This is a genomic window from Streptomyces sp. NPDC033178 (assembly GCF_055577685.1).
In genome coordinates this window covers 285787-304348 of record NZ_JBVIPT010000003.1, presented here as the reverse complement: position 1 = coordinate 304348, position 18562 = coordinate 285787, and the positions used below count along the sequence as shown (strand labels likewise).

The window sequence follows — 18562 nt, the reverse complement described above, 5'->3', positions numbered from 1 at the left end:
TTAGTTTCAGTTCACGGCTTTTGACTGTCAATAACTTTCACCCCGGCAGGTCGGTGGTGTCGTCCGTCGTCTTCGCGCCGCCGACGTCACCCGTCGCGACAGCAGGTGTCCCGACCAGGCTCCATCGTGTCTTCCGGAGGGCTAGGCTCAAGGTCTGTACGTCGTTTGGGCGACCTGGGGAGGTAGCGGGATGACGGAGGCACGGCCGGGAACGGCCGCCTCGGCACCCCTCTGGGAGCGCGACGCGGAACTCGCCGCGGTCGCGGAGGCAGTCGACGCGCTGTGCGCGGGTTCGGCCTCGGGCAGCCTGCTGGTCTTCACCGGAGAGGCGGGCATCGGCAAGACCGCGCTGCTCGCCGAGTCGCGCCGGATCGCGGAGACACGCAAATGCACGGTGTGGTCGGCACGCGGCGGCGAGACCATCACGTCCGTTCCCTTCAATGTCGTACGGCAGTTGCTGCAGCCGGCGCTCGTGGCGCTGATGCCCGACGAGGCGCGTGAGTACTTCGGCGACTGGTACGACATCGCGGGTCCCGCCCTCGGGATAGCCGAACCCGGCGACCGCCAGGCCGACCCGCAGGGCGTGTGCGACGGCCTGGTCGCGGCCGTGCGCAGGCTCGCCCGACGCGAGTGGCCGCTGGTGCTGCTCGTCGACGACGCGCACTGGGCCGACCAGGAGAGCCTGCACTGGCTCGCCGCCTTCGCGGAGCGCCTCGACGACCTGCCCGTCCTCGTCGTGGTCGCCCGCCGTCCCGGGGACGTCACCGGCGAAGGCGCGCGTCACCTCGACACCGTCGGCGCCGTGGCAGACCCGATGCCCTCCCTGCGCGCGCTGACCCCCGACGCCACGGCCGGACTCACCCGCGCCACGCTCGGCGCGCACGCCGACGTCCCGTTCTGCCGCGAGGTCTGGGCCGTCACCGGCGGCAACCCGTACGAGACCGTGGAGCTCCTCGCCAAGGTCCAGGACAGCGACTTCGAACCGGTCGAGGACTCGGCCTCGGAACTACGCGCGCTGAACCGTGCGGCGCGCGGCCGCGGACTCGTCGACCGGCTCGAAGGACTCGGCGTGGACGCCACCCGCTTCGCCTGGGCGGCGGCCATCCTCGGCACGCAGATCTCCCTGGAACTGGCGGCCGAACTCGCCGGAATGCCGCGGGAGGAGGCGGAGCGCTGTGCGGCGCTCCTCGGCGCGGCGCGCATCCTCACCGAGGCCGACCGGACGACAGGTCAAGTCGACGACGGGGACCTGGAGTTCGTCCACCCGCTCATCGCCACCGCCGTCTACCGCTCGATCCCGGACGCGCTGCGCACCGCGATGCACGGCGTGGCCGCCTCGGTCGTCACCGCGTCGGGCCTCGGCGCCGCCGCGGCCTCCCGACACCTCCTTGAGGTACATCCGGACGACGACCCCGAACTCGTCGAGCAGATGCGCGAGGCCGCCCGCGAGCACCTGGCCGTCGGCGCCCCGGACGCGGCCCGCCGCTGTCTGGAGCGCGCCCTGGTGGAACCGCCGCTTCCCGAGGTCCACGCGCGCGTGCTCTACGAGTTGGGCTGTGCCACGCTCCTCACCTCGCCCGCGACGACGATCGGGCACCTGCGGGAGGCCCTCACGGTGCACGGCCTGGAGGAGGAACTCCGGGTCGACGCGGTCTGCCGGCTCTCCTCGGCGCTCGTCCACAACGACCAGCTGGAGGAGGCCGTCGCCACGGTCGACGCGGAGGCCGACAGGCTGGAGGCCGGTCCCGCCCGTATGCGTCTGCAGGCCGTGCACTACATGTGGGTGGGCATCCACGCCGGCGAGGAGGACGCGACCGGCCGCTCCCGCCGCCTCGCCGAGCTCGTCAGGCCGCTCACCGGGCGGGACAACTCCGAGCGCGCCCTGCTCATCCTGCGCGCCTTCGACGCGATGACCCGCGGGGAGAACGCCGAGGAGGTCGTCGAACTCTGCGACCGCGCCCTCGTCAACGGCCGCCTCGCGCCGGGCCTCGGCTGGACCGACACCGAGTGGAGCTTCGAGCTCCTCATGATGCTCGGCATCTCCTACACGTACGCGGACCGCCTCGACCGCGCCGAGAGCCTCTTCACGGAGGCCCGGCGGAGCTACGAGCACGCCGGGTGGAGCGGCGGCCATCTGGCCCTCGCGCACGCCTTCGGCGGATACGTGCTCCGCAGACGGGGCCGCCTCGTGGACGCCGAGGAGTCCCTGCGCGAGGCCCTCCGCCTGGCGGACCGGGTGGGCCACGGGCTGCCCATGCACTGGTCGGCGGCGTGCATGCTCATCGACACGCTGCTCGCCCGCGGCCATGTGGGTGCGGCCGAGGAGATCGCCGAGCGGTACTCCTTCGAACCGCCCCACCCGTCCACGATCGTCCTGCCGGACACCCACTCGATAAGGGGCCGCCTGCTGATCGCCACCGGCCGTGTCGAGGAGGGCGTGAACGAGCTGGAGACCGCCGAGAAGATGTCCGCGGCCCGCGGCGGCCACAACACGGTGATGGCGCCCTGGGCCGGAGAGCTCGCCCGAACCCTCGCCGTCGCCGACCCGCGGCGCGCCGCCGAGGTGGCGGCCGACGCCCGTATGCAGGCCGAACGCTTCGGCACGGACACCGCCATAGGAGAGGCCCTGCGCTGCGCCGCCGCCCTGGAGACCGGCCGGCGCTCGGTCACGCTGCTCGCCCAGGCGGTCGCGTACCTGGAGGCGTCTCCCTGCGCCTATGAACACGCGGCGGCCCGCGTCGAGTACGGCATCGCGTCCCACTCCGTCACGGAGCTGACCCGCGGTCTGACTCTGGCACGGACCTGCGGCGCGGACGGCCTGGTGACCAGGGCCCGGGAGGCACTGGCACTGGACACGGGCCGGGTGCCGCGCCCTCGGTGACCGAGGGGCGAACGGCTCGGTGACCGGTGGCCGAGGGGCGGACGGCTCGGTGACCGGTGGCCGAGGGGCGGACGGCTCGGTGACCGGTGGCCGAGGGTGGATGGCCCGGTAGCGCGTGTCCGAGGGTGGACGGCCGGTAGCTGGTGGACGAAGGCGGACGACCCGGTAGCCGGTGGACGACGGGCAGACGGCCCGGTGACCGGCGTCCAGGTTCAAGGACGCCGGTCGGCCGGTCAGCCGGCCGTCTCGTCCTCCTCTGCGAGCACCCGCTGGGCCACGGCGAACGCCGAGTTGGCGGCCGGGACCCCGCAGTACACGGCGGTCTGCAGCAGCACCGCGCCGATCTCCTCCGGCGTGAGCCCGTTGCGGCGGGCGGCGCGGATGTGCATCGCCAGCTCGTCGTAGTGGCCGTGCGCCACCAGCGCGGTCAGGGTGATCATGCTGCGCTCGCGGCGCGCCAGCGTCGGATCGGTCCAGATCTCGCCCCACGCGTACCGCGAGATGAAGTCCTGGAAGCGCGCCGTGAACTCCGACTGCCGGGCCTGCGCACGGTCGACGTGCGTGTCGCCGAGCACCTGGCGGCGCACCTCCATGCCCCGCTTGGCGCCGCCGTCGAAGTGCGCGCGCAGCGCGGTGAGTACGGCCTCCGGGCACTGCGCGGGCGCGAGGTGCGAGGCCCCCGGGATCTCGACGAGCGCGGCACCGGGCACCGCGTCGGCGATCTCGCGCAGATGCGCGGGCGGCGTCGCGGGATCCTCACGTCCGGCGACGAGCAGCGTCGGCGCGCCGATCTCCGGCAGCCGCGCCCGGATGTCGAAGGCCGCGAGCGCGTCACAGCAGGCGGCGTACGCGTCCGGATCCGCCGTGCGGTGGTCCTCGACCAGCTCGGGAACGGTGAAACCCGGTGTGAACCAACGCGCGTCGGCCCCCTCCGCAAGCCCGGCCAGCCCCTCGGCGCGCACCAGCGCGGCCCGCTCCTCCCACGGCTTGGAGCCGTTGAAGTGGGCGGAGGAACAGATCACCGCGAGCCGTTCCACCCGCTCGGGGTGATGGACGGCGAGATGCAGCCCCACCGCGCCGCCGAGCGAGACACCCGCGTACGAGAACCGGTCGAGGCCGAGCGAGTCGGCGAGCGCGAGCACCAGCGCGGCGAGGTCGGCGACGGTCGCGCCAGGGCCGATCAGCCCGGCGGGGGAGCCGCCGTGGCCCGGTAGGTCCCAGCGCACGACCCGGTGGGTGACGGACAGTTCGGGCGCGACCTTGTCCCACAGGGCTGTCGACGTGCCGAGGGACGGGCCGAGAAAGAGCGGGGGAGCGGTTACGGGACCCTCGGCGCGGTGGTGGAGCAACTCGCCGTCGGAAAGGGGCTGCTGTCGGGTGCTCAACTTCGCTCCAGGGCACGGTCGGTGAGGGCTCCGGCAGAGCCGGTGTACTGGGTCGGATCGGTGAGGGCCGCGAGGTCGACGTCCTTCAACTCGGGCTCCTCGGCGAGGAGTTCGACAAGTGGCCGGTCCTCGGCGGTGGCCCGCCGCGCGGCGCGTGTGAGCAGTTCCTTGGCCCGGGCGCGCCCGAGCACCGGCGCGAGTTCGGCGGACAGCCGCTCGGAGACGATCAGGCCGTGGGTGAGATCCAGATGGGCGCGCATCGCGTCCGCGTGGACCCGGAGGCCCTCGGTCAGCTCGGCCGCGTCACGCGCGGCCCCGCCGACCAGACGCAGCAGGTCACGCAGGGGCTCCCACTCGGCGTGCCAGGCTCCGGCGGGCCGTTCGTCCTCGGCGGCCAGGGACCCGTACAGCGTCGCGGCGAGCTGCGGGGCCCGGCGGGCCGCCGCGGCGACGAGGGTGGAGCGCACCGGGTTCGCCTTGTGGGGCATGGCGGAGGAACCGCCGCCCGTGCCCTCGCTCAGCTCGCGGATCTCCGTACGGGCGAGGGTGAGCACGTCCGTGGCCGCCTTGCCGAGGGCGCCCGCGGTGAACGTGAGGGCTCCCGCGAGGTCGGCGACGGGGGTGCGCAGGGTGTGCCAGGGCAACTCCGGTACGGCGAGGCCCAGTTCACGGGCGTACGCCTCGACGAGGGCACCCGTGTCCGGCGTTCCGTATGCGGTGAAGGCCGCCAAGGTGCCTGCCGCGCCACCGAGTTGGGCCGGGAGTCCGTCCCGTACGGCCTGCACGCGGTCCCTCGCGTCCAGCACCAGCGAGCGCCAGCCGGCCGCCTTCAGCCCGAAGGTCGTCGGCACGGCGTGCTGGGTGAGGGTGCGCCCCGGCATGACCGTGTCCCGGTGCTCGCGCGCGAGCCGCGCCAGCGCGACCTCCGTACGGGCCAGGTCAGCCAGGATCAGGTCCAGTGTCCGGGCGCCGACCAGCATGGTGGCCGTGTCCATGATGTCCTGGCTGGTCGCGCCCCGGTGGACGTAGGCGGAGTGCCCGGCGTCGACGGCCTCGACCGTCGCCGTCAGGTCCGCGACCAGCGGGATCACCGGATTGCCGCCGCCCCGCGCGCGGAGCGTCAGATCCCGGACGTCGAAACGCGACGCGTCGGCCGCCGCGGTCACCGCGTCGGCGGCCTCCGCGGGGGCGAGGCCGAGCGAGGCCTGCGCGCGGGTGAGTGCCGCCTCCGCGTCGAGCAGCGCCTGGAGGAAGGCGCGGTCGCCGGTCGCGGACTCGGCGGGCGAGCCCGCCCGGCCGGGCGCGAGCAGACCGACGTCGAAACCGACGGAATCACCGGGACCGACGGGATCGCCCGAACCGGTGGGATCGCCGGGTTCGTCAGGGGCGGCAGCTGTCACTGGAACTCCAGGAAGACCGTTTCGCCTTCGCCCTGAAGGCGGATGTCGAAACGGTACGTCCGGTTCGCGCCCTCGGCCGCGATCAGCGTGGCGCGCCGCTCGGCCGGGAGCGAGTCGAGCAGCGGGTCCGCGCCGTCGGCGAGGTACGCGCGGGTGAAGAGGTGGTGCGTCAGCCCGCGCGCGAACACGCACACGCTGATGTACGGCAGCCCGGCGTTGCCCGGCGCCAGCGTGTGGAGCGCGTAGTGCCCGTCGGCATCCGTGGGGACCCGTCCGTAGCCCGTGAAGTCGACGCCGTTGCGGCCCACGAACCCGCCCGTCGCCGGGTCACGTCGCATCGAGCCGGGCGCGCCCTTCAGCGAGCCGTCGGGCGCCGCCTGCCAGAAATCCAGCAGGGCGTCGGGGATCGGCGTGCCCGCGCCGTCGAACACGTACCCGTGCAGGGTGATCGCGTCGGAGTGGCCCTGCGGCGCCACCTCGGCGCCGCCCGGGAAGGGGAGCGCGTGCCCGTAGAACGGGCCGACGGTGTGGGACGGGGTGGGGAGCAGTCGCTCGGCCATGGTCAACGGCCCTCCTCGATCCAGGTGGCGGAGGGACCGTCCAGGACGATGTCCCATTCGTAGCCCATCGAGAACTCGGGCCGTGAGAGATCGTGGTTGTACGAGGCGATCAGCCGGTTCCGGGCCGCCTCGTCCGTCACGGACTGCAGGATGGGGTCGTACCGGAACAGCGGGTCGCTCGGGAAGTACATCTGCGTCACGAGCCGCTGGGTGAACGCCGTGCCGAACACCGAGAAGTGGATGTGCGCGGGCCGCCACGCGTTGGTGTGGTTGCCCCACGGGTACGGGCCCGGCTTGATCGTGGTGAACGAGTACCGTCCCTGATCATCCGTCAGGGTCCGCCCCACACCGGTGAAGTTGGGGTCGTGCGGCGCAGGGTGCTGCTCGCGCAGATGGGCGTACCGCCCGGCGGCGTTGGCCTGCCAGATCTCGACGAGCTGGCCGCGCACGGGACGGCCGTCACGGTCGAGCAGCCGGCCCGAGACGGTCATGCGCTCGCCGATCGGCTCGCCCCGGTGCTGGAGGGTCAGATCGCTGTCGTGCTCGGTGATGTCGGTGACCCCGAACACCGGCCCCGACAGCTCGACCGCCTCCGGGTCCCCGCCGCTCACGGCGACCAGCGGCTGCTTGGGATGGCGCAGGAGCGAGCTGCGGTACGGGGCGTAGTCGCGGCGCGGGTGGTGCAGGACCGGGGCACCGCCCGCGACCGCCTTGTCATACGCGTCCTGGAGATCCTTGATCTCGGTGTCGATGTCCGACTGGGTGAGAGCCATGAGAGTTCCTAACGCTCCAGTACGAGGGCGAGGCCCTGGCCGACGCCGATGCAGAGGGTGGCGACGCCGACCCCGGTGCCCTTGCGGGCGAGCTGGTGCGCCACGGTCCCGGCGAGACGGGCACCGGACGCGCCCAGCGGGTGACCGAGCGCGATGGCACCGCCCTGCGGGTTGAGGATCGCCGGGTCGAACTCGGGCCACTCGGCGACACAGCCGAGGACCTGGGCGGCGAACGCCTCGTTGAGTTCGAGCGTTGACAGTTCGTCAAATCCCTTGCCCGCCTTGGCAAGTGCTCGGTTGACGGCCTCGACGGGGGCGAGTCCGAAGTAGTGCGGATCGAGCGCGGAGACACCGGTCGCGGAGACCCGGGCGAGGGGTTCGCGGCCGGTGGCTCGGAGGCCTTCCTCGTCGACCAGGAGCAGGGCGGCGGCGCCGTCGTTGAGCGGCGAGGCGTTGCCGGCGGTGACCGTGCCGTGCTCGGTGCGGAAGGACGGCTTGAGCTTGGCCATCGCGTCCAGCGACGTCGAGGCCCGTACGCATTCGTCGGCGCCGAAGACCAGCGGGTCGCCCTTGCGCTGCGGGACCGGCACCGGCGCGAGCTCGGCGTCGAACAGGCCGTCCGCCTGGGCCTGGGCTGCCTTGCGGTGGCTGGCGAGCGCGTACTCGTCCTGCTGCTCGCGGGTGATCTTGTGCTTGTCGGCGATGAGTTCGGCGGACTCGCCCAGCGGGATGGTCCACTGCGGGTCCATCTTCGGGTTGGTCATCCGCCAGCCGAGGGTGGTGGAGTACAGCTCGGTGTGTCCGGCGGGGAAGGGCCTGTCGTTCTTGGGCAGCACGTAGGGGGCGCGGGTCATCGACTCCACGCCGCCGGCCAGGGCGATCGACGCGTCACCGACCGCGATGGCGCGGGCGGCCTGGATGACCGCTTCGAGACCGGAGGCGCACAGCCGGTTGACGGTCACGCCGGGTACGGAGGTGGGCAGCCCGGCCAGCAGTCCGGCCATGCGGGCGACGTTGCGGTTCTCCTCGCCGGCGCCGTTGGCGTTGCCGAAGTACACGTCCTCGATCCGGGACGGGTCCAACTCCGGCGTACGGGCGAGGAGTTCACGGATGGCGTGCGCGGCCAGGTCGTCCGGGCGCACGGCTGCCAGCGACCCGTTGTACTTGCCGAACGGCGTGCGGACCGCGTCGACGATGTAGACGTCCTTCACGACTGGATCTCCTCGGTGAGCTCGTCGGCGATACGGACCTTCGCGGCGGTCTTCGCCGCGACCTCCTCGACGGTGACACCGGGCGCTGTCTCGACGAGCACCAGGCCCTCGTCGGTGACGTCCAGGACGCCGAGGTCGGTGATGACCCGGTTGACGCACGCCTTGCCGGTCAGCGGCAGCGCGCACTCCTGAAGGATCTTCGGCGAGCCGTCCTTGGCGGTGTGGGTCATCACCACGATGACCGTACGGGCGCCGTGGACGAGGTCCATGGCCCCGCCGATCCCGGTGATCATCTTGCCGGGGATGGCCCAGTTCGCGAGATCCCCGCCCGCGGAGACCTGCATGGCGCCCAGCACGGCGACGTCGATGTGCCCGCCGCGGATCATCCCGAAGGAGAGCGACGAGTCGAAGTAGGAGGCCCCGGGCAGGACCGTGACGGTCTCCTTGCCCGCGTTGATCAGATCGGGGTCGACCTGGTCCTCGGTCGGATACGGGCCGGTGCCCAGGATGCCGTTCTCCGACTCCAGGATCACCTCCACGCCCGGCGGGAGGTAGTTGGGGATCAGCGTCGGCAGACCGATGCCGAGATTCACGTACTGACCGTCCCGAAGCTCGCGCGCGGCGCGGGCGGCCATCTCTTCCCTGCTCCAGGCCATCACGCACGCACCGTTCCCTCTGCGGCGGGCGCCGAGACCGTCCGCTTCTCGATCAGCTTGGCGTTCGCCTGTTCGGGCGTGAGCGCGAGAACCCGCTGCACGAAGATGCCCGGCAGATGCACGGCGTCCGGGTCGATCTCACCCGGTTCCACCAGCTCCTCCACCTCGGCGATCGTCAGCCGCCCGGCCATCGCGGCCAGCGGGTTGAAGTTCCGGGACGACTTGTTGAAGACGAGGTTCCCGTGCCGGTCGCCCTTCGCGGCCCGCACGAGCGCGAAGTCGGTACGGATCCCGTGCTCCAGTACGTACTCTGTACCGTCGAACTCCCGCACCTCCTTCGGCGGCGAGGCGAGCGCCACCCCGCCGCTGCCGTCGTAGCGCCAGGGCAGCCCGCCGTCGGCGACCTGCGTGCCCACCCCGGCCGGTGTGTAGAAGGCGGGGATCCCGGCGCCACCGGCCCGCAGCCGCTCGGCCAGCGTGCCCTGCGGGATCATCTCCACCTCCAGCTCACCGGCCAGATACTGCCGCGCGAACTCCTTGTTCGCCCCGATGTAGGAGCCGGTCACCCGGGCGATGCGGCCTGCCGCAAGGAGCACCGCAAGCCCCGACTCCATCGCCCCGCAGTTGTTCGAGACCACGCCCAGACCGGAGACCCCGCGCTCGTACAGCGCCTCGATCAGCACGTTCGGCACACCGCTGAGCCCGAAACCGCCGACCGCCAGGGTCGCGCCGTCGGGCACATCGGCCACTGCCTCGGCGGCTGTGGCGACCACCTTGTCCATCTGCGAAGCCTCATCTCTGCCGAGCCTCAGCGGCCTTATTAGTCAGGGCACTGAGTATTTCTTCGAGGTTTCAAACACGCTGCCATTCGAACCCCCGACCGTCAAGACCTCAAGGGAACAAGCAGCTCAGAGTCTCGGCGTATGGCGGGACAAGGAGAGTGGCCGCCCGGTATCGTTCAGTGCACCAACGAACAAGGAGGGCACATGGCCGCGGTGGATCTCTCCGCCCACCCCGGGCACCTGGCCCGGCGACTGCAGCAGGCGCACCACCTGCTCTGGAACACGATGGTCTCCGAGGAGATCACCTCACCCCAGTTCGCGGTCCTGAACGCGCTCGTCGCCGAACCGGGGCTCGACCAGCGCTCGGTGGGGGAGCGGGTCGGGCTCGACCGGTCCACCATCGCCGAGGTCATCAGCCGCCTGGGCCGGCGCGGACTGCTGGACAAGGTCCGTGACACCCAGGACGGGCGGCGCTTCCTGCTCCGCCTCACCGACGAGGGTGTGCGCGTCCACCGGAAGCTGACGGTACGGACGGCGCGGATGAACCAGGTCTTCCTGGCACCGCTCTCCAGTGAGGAGCAGACCGTCTTCTTCGATCTGCTCCAGCGGGTGTCGGACGCGGCGGAGGGGCTGCGCAACCCCGGCGCCGCAGCGGCGCCCCTCGTCACACAGCGCTGAGGCTCAGGCCTTCGCGAACACCACCCAGACCTGGCCCTCCGCGAAGTTCAGGGGACTGCCGTCCGTCGTCGTGAACTCCGTGCCGTCCTCGGCCGCCGGGCGCTTCCAGCCGGCGTCGAAGACCTTGCCGTCGCGCAGGACCTTCGCCGTGCCCGAGCCCACGGTGTTCGTGTACGGCGTGTTGTTGCCCAGGAAGTCGCGGAACGTTGACTTCCGGACGTTCACGTACTGCACGACGACCGTCGAGGCGGCCACCCGCTTGCCGTCGGTCGTGACCGTCGGACTGCCGTCCATCGACACCAGCCAGCGCTGCCGGTCCTGCGCCCAGTCGAAGGTGAAGCGGGCCGCCGGGAAGCGGACCGTACGCGTGCTCTCGGCCTTGCCGCCCGCGGGCGCCGCCCCGTACCGGAACCCCGTCGTCAGCGCGTCCGCCCCGGGCGCGGACTTCAGGAGCCGCTCCGGACGCAGGTAGAGGTTGTGCGGCAAGGGCTTGTCCGACCCCCGGTAGTACGCATTCCCGTCGTCCTCCGGGGTCGCCGCGCGCAGCGGCGCGCTGTCGATCAGCGGCATCAGCTTGCCCTGCGCGCCCGAGAAGGCCAGCGTCGGCTCGTTGAACTGGCGCAGCAGCTCCAGATCGGACTCGCGGGCGCTGCGCACCGGGCCGATGGTCTTCGGCAGCTTGGTCGCGTACACCGCCATCAGCCGGCTGAGACCGCCCTCCACCTGCTCCGCGTACACGATGTCCGCGGCGTCCAGGCCGGTCTGCGGCCGGGCGGCGGGGACGTTGTCGATCTTCACGGCGAGTGGCGAGGGGGCGCGGGGTGTCGAGCTCTCCGGGCTGCCGCTGTCCGTGCTGTCGGGGACGTCTCCGCGCCCGTCGTCGAGCCGACCGCCTGCTGTCGTACAGCCCGACGCCAGGGCGGCGGCCACCGTGGCAGCCAGCAGTGCCGCCGTCATCGTGCGGCGCCGCCTGCGCGCCATGCGTCCCATGCCCACCGTTGCCACCAATTCTCGTATTGATGATTGTGTGCTTATAAGTTCATTGATGGCCTTGCCCGCTCGGTTCTGATTGCGCGCGTCGATCGGCCGATCAGTCCAAGTTGATGACCGATCGATACCTGCCGAGGGGCCCGGCGGTGACCGTCCGAGTATCCATGTGCGCCCCGCTCACTGCCGTCCGGTCGGCGCCGGTTAGTCCCGCGGCCCCAGGATGTCCGCCAGGTCGTAGCCGACCGGCTCCTCCAGCTGGGCGTAGGTGCAGCTCTCGGGCGTACGGTCCGGCCGCCAGCGGCGGAAACGGGCCGTGTGCCGGAAGCGCTCGCCGTTCTCCATGTGCTCGTACGCCACCTCGCACACCAGCTCCGGCCGCAGTGGCAGCCAGGAGAGGTCCTTCTTGCCCGTCCACCGGCTGGGCGCGCCCGGCATCCGTGCGGACTCGTGCGCCGCGTCCTGCGTCCAGGCCGCCCAGGGATGCCCGGCGGCCGACTCCATCCGCAGCGGCTCCAGCTCCGTGATCAGTTCCTCGCGCCGCTTCATCGTGAACGCCGCGCACACCCCCACGTGCTGCAAGGTGCCATTGGCGTCGTACAGCCCGAGCAGCAGCGAACCGACGACCGGCCCGCTCTTGTGGAGCCGGTAGCCCGCGACGACGACATCGGCCGTGCGCTCGTGTTTGATCTTGTACATCAGGCGCTCGTCCTGCCGGTAGGGCAGCGCGAGCGGCTTGGCGACCACCCCGTCGAGGCCCGCGCCCTCGTACTGCTCGAACCACCGCTGCGCCACCTCGATGTCCGTCGTCGCCGGTGCCACATGGACGGGAGCCGTGGCGCCGGACAGCGCCGCCACCAGCAGCGCCCGCCGGTCGCTCAGCGGGACATCCAGCAGTGACTCGTCGGCGAGCGCGAGCAGGTCGAACGCCACGAACGACGCCGGATTCCGCTCGGAGAGCGTCTTCACCCGGGAGGCCGCCGGATGGATGCGCTCGGTGAGCGCGTCGAAGTCGAGCCGCCCCTCGCGCGCGATCACGATCTCGCCGTCGACCACACAGCGCTCCGGCAGCCGCTCCCGCAGCGCCTCCACCAGCTCGGGGAAGTATCTGACCAGCGACTTCGTGGTGCGGCTGCCGATCTCGATCTCGTCCCCGTCCCGGAAGGCGATCGCCCGGAACCCGTCCCACTTCGCCTCGTAGTGCATGTCCGGTGGAATCCTCGCCACGGACTTGGCGAGCATGGGCTTCACGGGTGGCATCACCGGCAGATCCATGTTCCGATTCTGCGCGGATCGGAGAAGATTCGCCCGGTGTGGCGGTATGCACCCGAATATGCGAGGTGTGCCCGGTGCGCCTACCGTGGCTCGCATGGCAGACGCGGTGCAGCTGGAGGTGGCCGGGCGGACGGTACGGCTGTCCAGTCCGGACAAGGTCTTCTTTCCGGAGCGCGGGTTCACCAAGCGGGACCTCGCCGAGTACTACATCGCCGTCGGCCCCGGCATCCTGCGCGCACTGCGGAACCGGCCCACGACCCTGGAGCGCTATCCGGACGGAGTGACCGGTGAGTCGTTCTTCCAGAAGCGGGCGCCGAAGAACATGCCCGACTGGATCCCCACTGCCCACATCACCTTCCCCAGCGGACGCAGCGCCGACGAGATGTGTCCCACCGAGGTCGCCGCCGTCCTGTGGGCCGCCCAGTACGGCACGCTCACCTTCCATCCGTGGCCCGTGCGTCGCGACGACGTCGACCGGCCCGACGAGCTGCGCATCGACCTCGACCCCCAGCCGGGCACCGACTACGGCGACGCCGTCCGCGCCGCCCACGAACTGCGCGAGGTGCTCCACGAGTACGGGGATCTGCGCGGCTTTCCCAAGACCTCGGGCGGCCGCGGCCTGCACGTCTTCGTGCCGATCGAGCCGCGCTGGACCTTCACCCAGGTCCGCCGGGCCGCGATCGCCGTCGGACGTGAGCTGGAGCGCCGGATGCCGGAGCAGGTGACCACGGCATGGTGGAAGGAGGAGCGGGGCGAGAAGATCTTCGTCGACTACAACCAGACGGCCCGTGACCGCACCATCGCCTCCGCCTACTCCGTACGCCCCCGCCCGCACGCCCCGGTGTCGGCGCCCCTCACCTGGGACGAGGTCCCCGACGCCGTACCCCGTGACTTCGATCTCGCGACCATGCCCGCGCGCTTCGCCGAACTCGGCGATGTGCACGCGGACATGGACGAGCACGCCTACTCCCTCGAAGCCCTGCTCGAACTCGCCAGCCGTGACGAACACGACCACGGCCTGGGTGATCTGCCGTACCCGCCCGAGTACCCGAAGATGCCGGGCGAACCGAAGCGGGTACAGCCGAGCAGGGCCAGGAAGGAGAACGGCCCTACAGCTCCTTGATCCGGATGTCCCGGTACGAGACGACATCCGTCGTGCCGTGCACCTGCAGTCCGAGATAGCCGGAGGCGAACCGTCGCCCGTCCGTGCCCGGGTCGTCCGAGCGTGGCGGGGTGAAGTCCTGGCCACCGGTGTTGTCGAACTCGTTGATCAGCACACCGTTGCGGTAGATCGAGTAGTGCTGGTCCACCACACGGATCTCGTAGTCGTTCCAGGTGCCCTTCTGGGTGACACCCGCACCGGCCAGACCCACGCGGTCGAAGCCGTAGACCGAACCGGTCTTGTACATGTCGCCAGTTGGGCTGTCGAACACCTGGACCTCGTGCCCGTACTTGATGGCGACCCACTCGGGCCGGGACTCCTCCGGATGGCCGTGGACCCCCGGGAACCGCACGAACACACCGGAGTTGGCGTTGCCCGTGCCCGGCGCGTCGTCACGCCACTGGAGCTTCAGCGAGAAGTCCCCGTACTTGCGCTCGGGGAACCACAGCATGCCGAGCCCGGCCTTCGACGTACCCGAGGTGATGGTCCCGTCGGCGTTCAGGCCGAACGAACCGCCGCCCACGTGCTGCCACTTGGCGAACGACGCCGGCGTACCGTCGAGGATCGTCCGGTAGCCCTCGGTCTGGCCGGGCCTGCCGATGCCCGACTGCTTGGCCGCCTTGTTGATCAGGTTGTACTCGCGCTGGACGACGACACCTTCCTTGAGGAGGGCGTCCAGGACCGTCGTCACGTGCTTGAGGAACAGCGCGTGGGACGTCCACTCCTTCTCGTCCTCGATCAACTCGTTGATGCGGCAACGGCTGTTGGTGATCCGGTTCGGCACGCCCGAGTCGATCGTGCCGACGATGACCGTCAACCGCTCGTCGTACTCGGCACAGTTGGGCGCCGGCACACCGCCACCCGGGGCGACCGTGAAGCTCACGGACCGGGCGTCGGAGGTGTTGCCCGCCTTGTCACGAGCGCGGTACGCCACCGTGTGCGCGCCCACGCGGTCGACCACCACGGGCGCGGTGTAGGCGAGATACGGACCGCCGTCGAGCGAGTACTCGATCGCCTCGACACCCGAGCCGTGCGCGTCCGTCGCGGTCACCGTCACCTTGGCGCTGTTGATGTACGCACCGGACGAGTTCTTCGTGCCCTCGACGCTCACGCCGGTCACCGGGGGAGTCTTGTCCTCCTCCGGCGGTGCGACGACGGTGAACGAGACGGACTTCTCGGCCGCCGCGTTGCCCGCCTTGTCCGTGGCCCGGAAGCGCACCTTGTGGGTGCCCACCTCGTGGACCATGACCGGGGCGGTGTACGGCTGCCAGGCGCCCGCGTCACCGATCGCGTACTCGATGGTGTTGACGCCCGAGCCGGTGTCGGAGGCCGTCACCGTGACGGTCGCCATGGAGAGGTACTCCCCTTGCGGGTTCTGCTCACCGGTCACGGAGGCCGACGTCTCCGGGGGAGTGGTGTCGTCCGTCGGCTTGGCCACCACCGTGAACGACTCCGCCTTCTCGGCGGCCATGTTCCCGGCCTTGTCGAGCGCCCGGTAGCGGACCTTGTGGGCGCCGACCTGATCGACCACGACCGGTGTGGTGTACGGCTGCCAGGCACCCGCGTCGCCGATCGCGTACTCGATCCGTTCCACGCCCGAACCGGCGTCCGTCGCGCTGAGCGTCACGGTCGCCGAACCGACGTACGCGCCGTCCGCGTTCTGCGTACCGCTCACGTCCGCCGCGGTCTCCGGCGCCGTGGTGTCCTCGCCGGTGCCCTCGGTGACCACGAGGATGCCCTGCATCTGGCCGTGGCCGGGGATGGTGCAGTAGTAGCGGTACCGGCCGGGAGTGAGTGTCACCTCGGCCGTGTACTTGCCGCCCTGGTCGTCGTTCGGGCTGGCCAGGATGTTCAGCGGTACGTCGTTCTGGTACTCCGGGTCGGACACGTCGAACGTCAACGTGTGCGGCATTCCGGTGGTGTTGCCGGTCGCCTTGCTGTTCTCGAAGACGATCGTCGTCGGGCCCGCGACCGCCGTGGTGGGCGCGGACGCGTACTTGGTGATGTCGTCGTCGGCCGTCCACGTGAGTGTCTGCGCGGCGGCTGCCGCGCCGGCCGGAGCGCCGTCGGTCTGGCCGGACGCCGAGGTGGCCGCGAGCCCGAGCACCATCAGCAGCGACGCCACAAGTGCCGTCCACAGCCGTCCAGTTCTTCGCCTTCGCATGTCCGTCACGCTTGTCACTGCGCCTCCCTGGCCAGCTGATCGGCGGCAGGCGTGGGGCCACCGCCCTTGTACGTCACCTGCCACAGCGCGGACTTGGAGTCCGACGTGAAGAAGCCACGCCCGTAGTCGAGGACGTACAGCGTGCCGTCGGGGCCGAACTTCCAGTCCATGAGGTTCTTGATGCCGTCGTTGCCGATGGGGATGATCTTCTTCAGCGACTCGGCGTGCACCGGAATGCCGCCCTGCCCGGCCGTCTTGGGGTCGAGCAGCACCGCGTGCCGCGGCTGGTCGGCATCGTAGAAGTCACCGACGAACCACTTGCCGTCCCAGTACGAGGGCCACTTCGCGTCACTCGCGGTCGTGGCGTCGTACCGGTAGACCGGCCCGTCCATGGCCGCCTGGCCGCCGCCCTTCAGCCACGGCAGCAGGAACTTCTGGTCCTCCGCCTTGTACGACGGGATGCCGTTCGCGTCCCGCGGGAAGTCCGGGCCGCCGCCCTGCGGCGAGTACCAGATGGTGTTGGACGTGATCGGCGGAAGGTTGACGAGGCCGTCGTTGTTGGGCGACTCGTTCTTCGGCGCGTCGCAGTTGTACCAGCCGAGCGGCTGGTTGGGGTCGGGCAGGTTGCGGTCCCGGTAGGGCTGCTTGTTGCCCATGCAGTACGGCCAGCCGTGGTTGCCCGGCTTGGTGATCGCGGCGAAGGTGTCGTACTTCGCCGGCCCCCAGGTCGTCGACGGCGCCCCGGCGTCCGGGCCGACCCAGCCCGCGTACAGGGTGTCCGTCTTCTTGTCGATGGAGATGCGCGCGGGGTTCCTGACACCCATCACATAGATCTCGCCGCGCGTCTTCCCGCCGCCCTCGGCGGTCTCCTTGCCGGTGAAGAGGTTCCCCTCGGGCAGGGTGTACGTGCCGTCCTGCTCCGGGTGGATGCGCAGGATCTTGCCGTTGAGGTTGTTGGTGTTGCCCGCGGTGCGGCGCGCGTCGGCGAAGGAGACGCCCTTGTAGTTCGGCTGCGGGTTGTTGCCCGAGTAACCGCCGCTGAAGCCACTGGAGTTGTTGTCGCCGGTCGCGATGTAGAGGTTGCCCTTCGAGTCCCACGCCATGCCGCCGCCCGAGTGGCAGCAGCTGTGGATCTGGACGGGCCACTTCAACAGGACCTTCTCGCTGGTCATGTCCAGCTTGCCCGTGGTCGAGCTGAGGGTGAAGCGGGAGACGTAGCGCTCGGCCATCCGCGTGTCGCGGTTGATCCGGGAGTGCGGCGTGTAGTGCAGGTACACCCAGCCGTTCTCCTCGAACCGCGGGTCCAACTCGATGCCCAGCAGGCCCTCTTCGACCTTGATGAGCTCGTCGCCGCCGCCCTTGTTGCCGAAGACGGTGAGCGCGCCGGCCAGCGTGACCTTCTTGGTCTTCGGGTCGTAGACGTGGATCTCGCCCTTGCCCTTGCCGATGTCCGGGTTGTTCCAGTCCGTCACGACGGGCTGCGAGGAGTCGGCGCCGCCCCGGCCGATGTAGAACACGCGGCCGTCGGGCGCGGTGACCAGGCCGTGCGGCTCGCCGATCTGGTCGTTCTGGCCCGGCTGGTTGGGCTGGGTCAGGCGCTCCGCCTTGTAGTTGGCGTTGATCGTGGCCTTGCAGTCGGCCTGCGCGATACGGGTCGTCCAGTTCAGCGCCCCGCGCAGATGGGTGCGGAAGTCCGTCTCGTCGTACGAGGAGACCGTGCCGCCCATGCCGGTGTAGAAGGAGCGGCCGCCGTCGTAGTCGCGGCACCAGGACACCGGGTGGTCCGCGCCGTTCTTGCTGTCGCCCGGCTGGTACGTCGACTCGCGGACGCGGGCCACGGTGTGCACGTCGCCGGACGGGTTCTTCACCCAGTTCAGCCACTGGTCGGGGCGCTTCCACTGGAGCGGGAGGTCCTTGGTGGCCGGGTGCTGGCGGTCACCTACCTCAACGGTCGCGCGCTGTACGGCGGTTGGGCTGCCGGCCGCCGGACGGGCGCCGACGAGTCCCGTGAACCAGTCCGAGTAGGGCTCGGCGCGGGCCGCGTCATGGACGCCGAGGAAACCGCCGCCCGCCTCCATGTACGCCTCCAGGCCGGACTCCTGCTCCGGTTCGAGGATGTCTCCGCCGCCGGTAAGGAAGACGACGGCGTTGAAGCGGCTGAGCTTCGTGTCGTTGGTGAAGACCGAGGCGTCGTCCGTGGCCGTCACGCTGAACCGCTGTGCCGCCGGCCCGGTCAGACCGATGTCCTCGATCGCCTCGATCCCGGCGTTGACGACGGGCGACTCCTCGCCGTTCGCCGCGGATCCGTGGAAGATCAGCACACGTACGTTGGCGCCGCCGGGCGGCGACTTGATCGACATCGTTGTCAGCGCCGGGTCGGGCACCTGGCGCGCGCTCGCGGCCGGCCCCGAGAGGACGCCCGCGGTGACGACTCCGGCGGCCAGCGCGGCCGCCCAGCCTCTCCGTCTACCTCTGCTCAACCCTCGTACGGTCAAGGGCTTTTGATGCGGTGTGAACCGCATGTGGTCACCCACCCCTCTGCTTCCTTTAGGGCTCGGTTCGCCGCCGGGGCGCTACAGCCTGGGTCCCTTTGGCTCACTCGCGTCACAGCAACAGCGCCATGGAAGCTAGACCTTTTCGTGGAACTC

Annotated in this window: 14 protein-coding genes; 3 read left to right on the top strand and 11 right to left on the bottom strand. The window is 70.8% G+C overall.

Going from position 1 to position 18562, the window contains the following annotated elements; all coding sequences use genetic code 11:
• Window positions 1-190: 190 nt before the first annotated feature.
• A complete protein-coding gene (locus tag ACZ5VQ_RS08650) occupies window positions 191-2881 on the top strand; it encodes an ATP-binding protein (RefSeq protein ID WP_469104259.1) in 2691 nt (896 codons plus the stop codon).
• Between the two features lie 233 nt (window positions 2882-3114).
• On the opposite strand, the gene pcaDC is transcribed toward ACZ5VQ_RS08650, so the two are convergent.
• From pcaDC to ACZ5VQ_RS08615, 7 genes are all read right to left on the bottom strand, one after another.
• Window positions 3115-4266, bottom strand: coding sequence for a bifunctional 3-oxoadipate enol-lactonase/4-carboxymuconolactone decarboxylase PcaDC (gene pcaDC / locus ACZ5VQ_RS08645; protein WP_469104258.1), 1152 nt, complete (start codon window positions 4264-4266; stop codon window positions 3115-3117).
• Window positions 4263-5576, bottom strand: a complete 1314-nt coding sequence (pcaB, locus tag ACZ5VQ_RS08640) for a 3-carboxy-cis,cis-muconate cycloisomerase (RefSeq protein ID WP_469104580.1) — start codon at window positions 5574-5576, stop codon at window positions 4263-4265. Before pcaB ends, pcaDC begins: the two co-directional genes overlap by 4 nt.
• An 86-nt stretch (window positions 5577-5662) precedes the next feature.
• Window positions 5663-6226, bottom strand: a complete 564-nt coding sequence (pcaG, locus tag ACZ5VQ_RS08635; protein WP_469104257.1) for a protocatechuate 3,4-dioxygenase subunit alpha — start codon at window positions 6224-6226, stop codon at window positions 5663-5665.
• Window positions 6227-6228: 2 nt separating this feature from the next.
• A complete protein-coding gene (pcaH, locus tag ACZ5VQ_RS08630; RefSeq protein WP_469104256.1) occupies window positions 6229-6999 on the bottom strand; it encodes a protocatechuate 3,4-dioxygenase subunit beta in 771 nt (256 codons plus the stop codon).
• Between the two features lie 8 nt (window positions 7000-7007).
• The gene (locus ACZ5VQ_RS08625; RefSeq protein WP_469104255.1) at window positions 7008-8210 is read right to left on the bottom strand and encodes a thiolase family protein; all 1203 of its coding nucleotides are present in this window, start codon (window positions 8208-8210) and stop codon (window positions 7008-7010) included.
• Window positions 8207-8866 (bottom strand): CoA transferase subunit B, encoded by a 660-nt coding sequence (locus tag ACZ5VQ_RS08620; protein ID WP_469104254.1) that lies wholly within the window; start codon window positions 8864-8866, stop codon window positions 8207-8209. The genes ACZ5VQ_RS08625 and ACZ5VQ_RS08620 overlap by 4 nt, the downstream gene beginning before the upstream one ends.
• Complete coding sequence (locus ACZ5VQ_RS08615; protein ID WP_362081173.1) at window positions 8866-9648, bottom strand: CoA transferase subunit A; 783 nt, start codon at window positions 9646-9648, stop codon at window positions 8866-8868. The genes ACZ5VQ_RS08620 and ACZ5VQ_RS08615 overlap by 1 nt, the downstream gene beginning before the upstream one ends.
• Before the next feature lie 204 nt (window positions 9649-9852).
• Between ACZ5VQ_RS08615 and ACZ5VQ_RS08610 the strand changes: the two genes are divergently transcribed.
• Complete coding sequence (locus tag ACZ5VQ_RS08610) at window positions 9853-10326, top strand: MarR family winged helix-turn-helix transcriptional regulator (RefSeq protein ID WP_362081176.1); 474 nt, start codon at window positions 9853-9855, stop codon at window positions 10324-10326.
• A 3-nt stretch (window positions 10327-10329) separates the two neighbouring features.
• On the opposite strand, the gene ACZ5VQ_RS08605 is transcribed toward ACZ5VQ_RS08610, so the two are convergent.
• Both ACZ5VQ_RS08605 and ACZ5VQ_RS08600 read right to left on the bottom strand, forming a co-directional pair.
• Entirely contained in the window at window positions 10330-11316 is a 987-nt protein-coding gene (locus tag ACZ5VQ_RS08605) for a DUF3048 domain-containing protein (protein WP_469104253.1), read from the bottom strand.
• Window positions 11317-11517: 201 nt separating this feature from the next.
• Window positions 11518-12588 (bottom strand): ATP-dependent DNA ligase, encoded by a 1071-nt coding sequence (locus ACZ5VQ_RS08600; RefSeq protein ID WP_469104252.1) that lies wholly within the window; start codon window positions 12586-12588, stop codon window positions 11518-11520.
• A 94-nt stretch (window positions 12589-12682) separates the two neighbouring features.
• On the opposite strand from ACZ5VQ_RS08600, the gene ligD reads away from it, so the two are divergent.
• A complete protein-coding gene (gene ligD, locus ACZ5VQ_RS08595; RefSeq protein ID WP_469104251.1) occupies window positions 12683-13711 on the top strand; it encodes a non-homologous end-joining DNA ligase in 1029 nt (342 codons plus the stop codon).
• Here the strand turns inward: ligD and ACZ5VQ_RS08590 are convergent.
• Together ACZ5VQ_RS08590 and ACZ5VQ_RS08585 are read right to left on the bottom strand one after the other, a co-directional pair.
• Window positions 13698-15914, bottom strand: coding sequence for an OmpL47-type beta-barrel domain-containing protein (locus ACZ5VQ_RS08590; RefSeq protein ID WP_469104250.1), 2217 nt, complete (start codon window positions 15912-15914; stop codon window positions 13698-13700). The genes ligD and ACZ5VQ_RS08590 overlap by 14 nt on opposite strands.
• A gap of 14 nt (window positions 15915-15928) precedes the next feature.
• Window positions 15929-18436 carry a ThuA domain-containing protein gene (locus ACZ5VQ_RS08585; protein ID WP_469104579.1) on the bottom strand — a complete coding sequence of 836 codons (2508 nt, stop codon included), beginning with the start codon at window positions 18434-18436 and terminating at the stop codon, window positions 15929-15931.
• Window positions 18437-18562 lie beyond the last annotated feature (126 nt).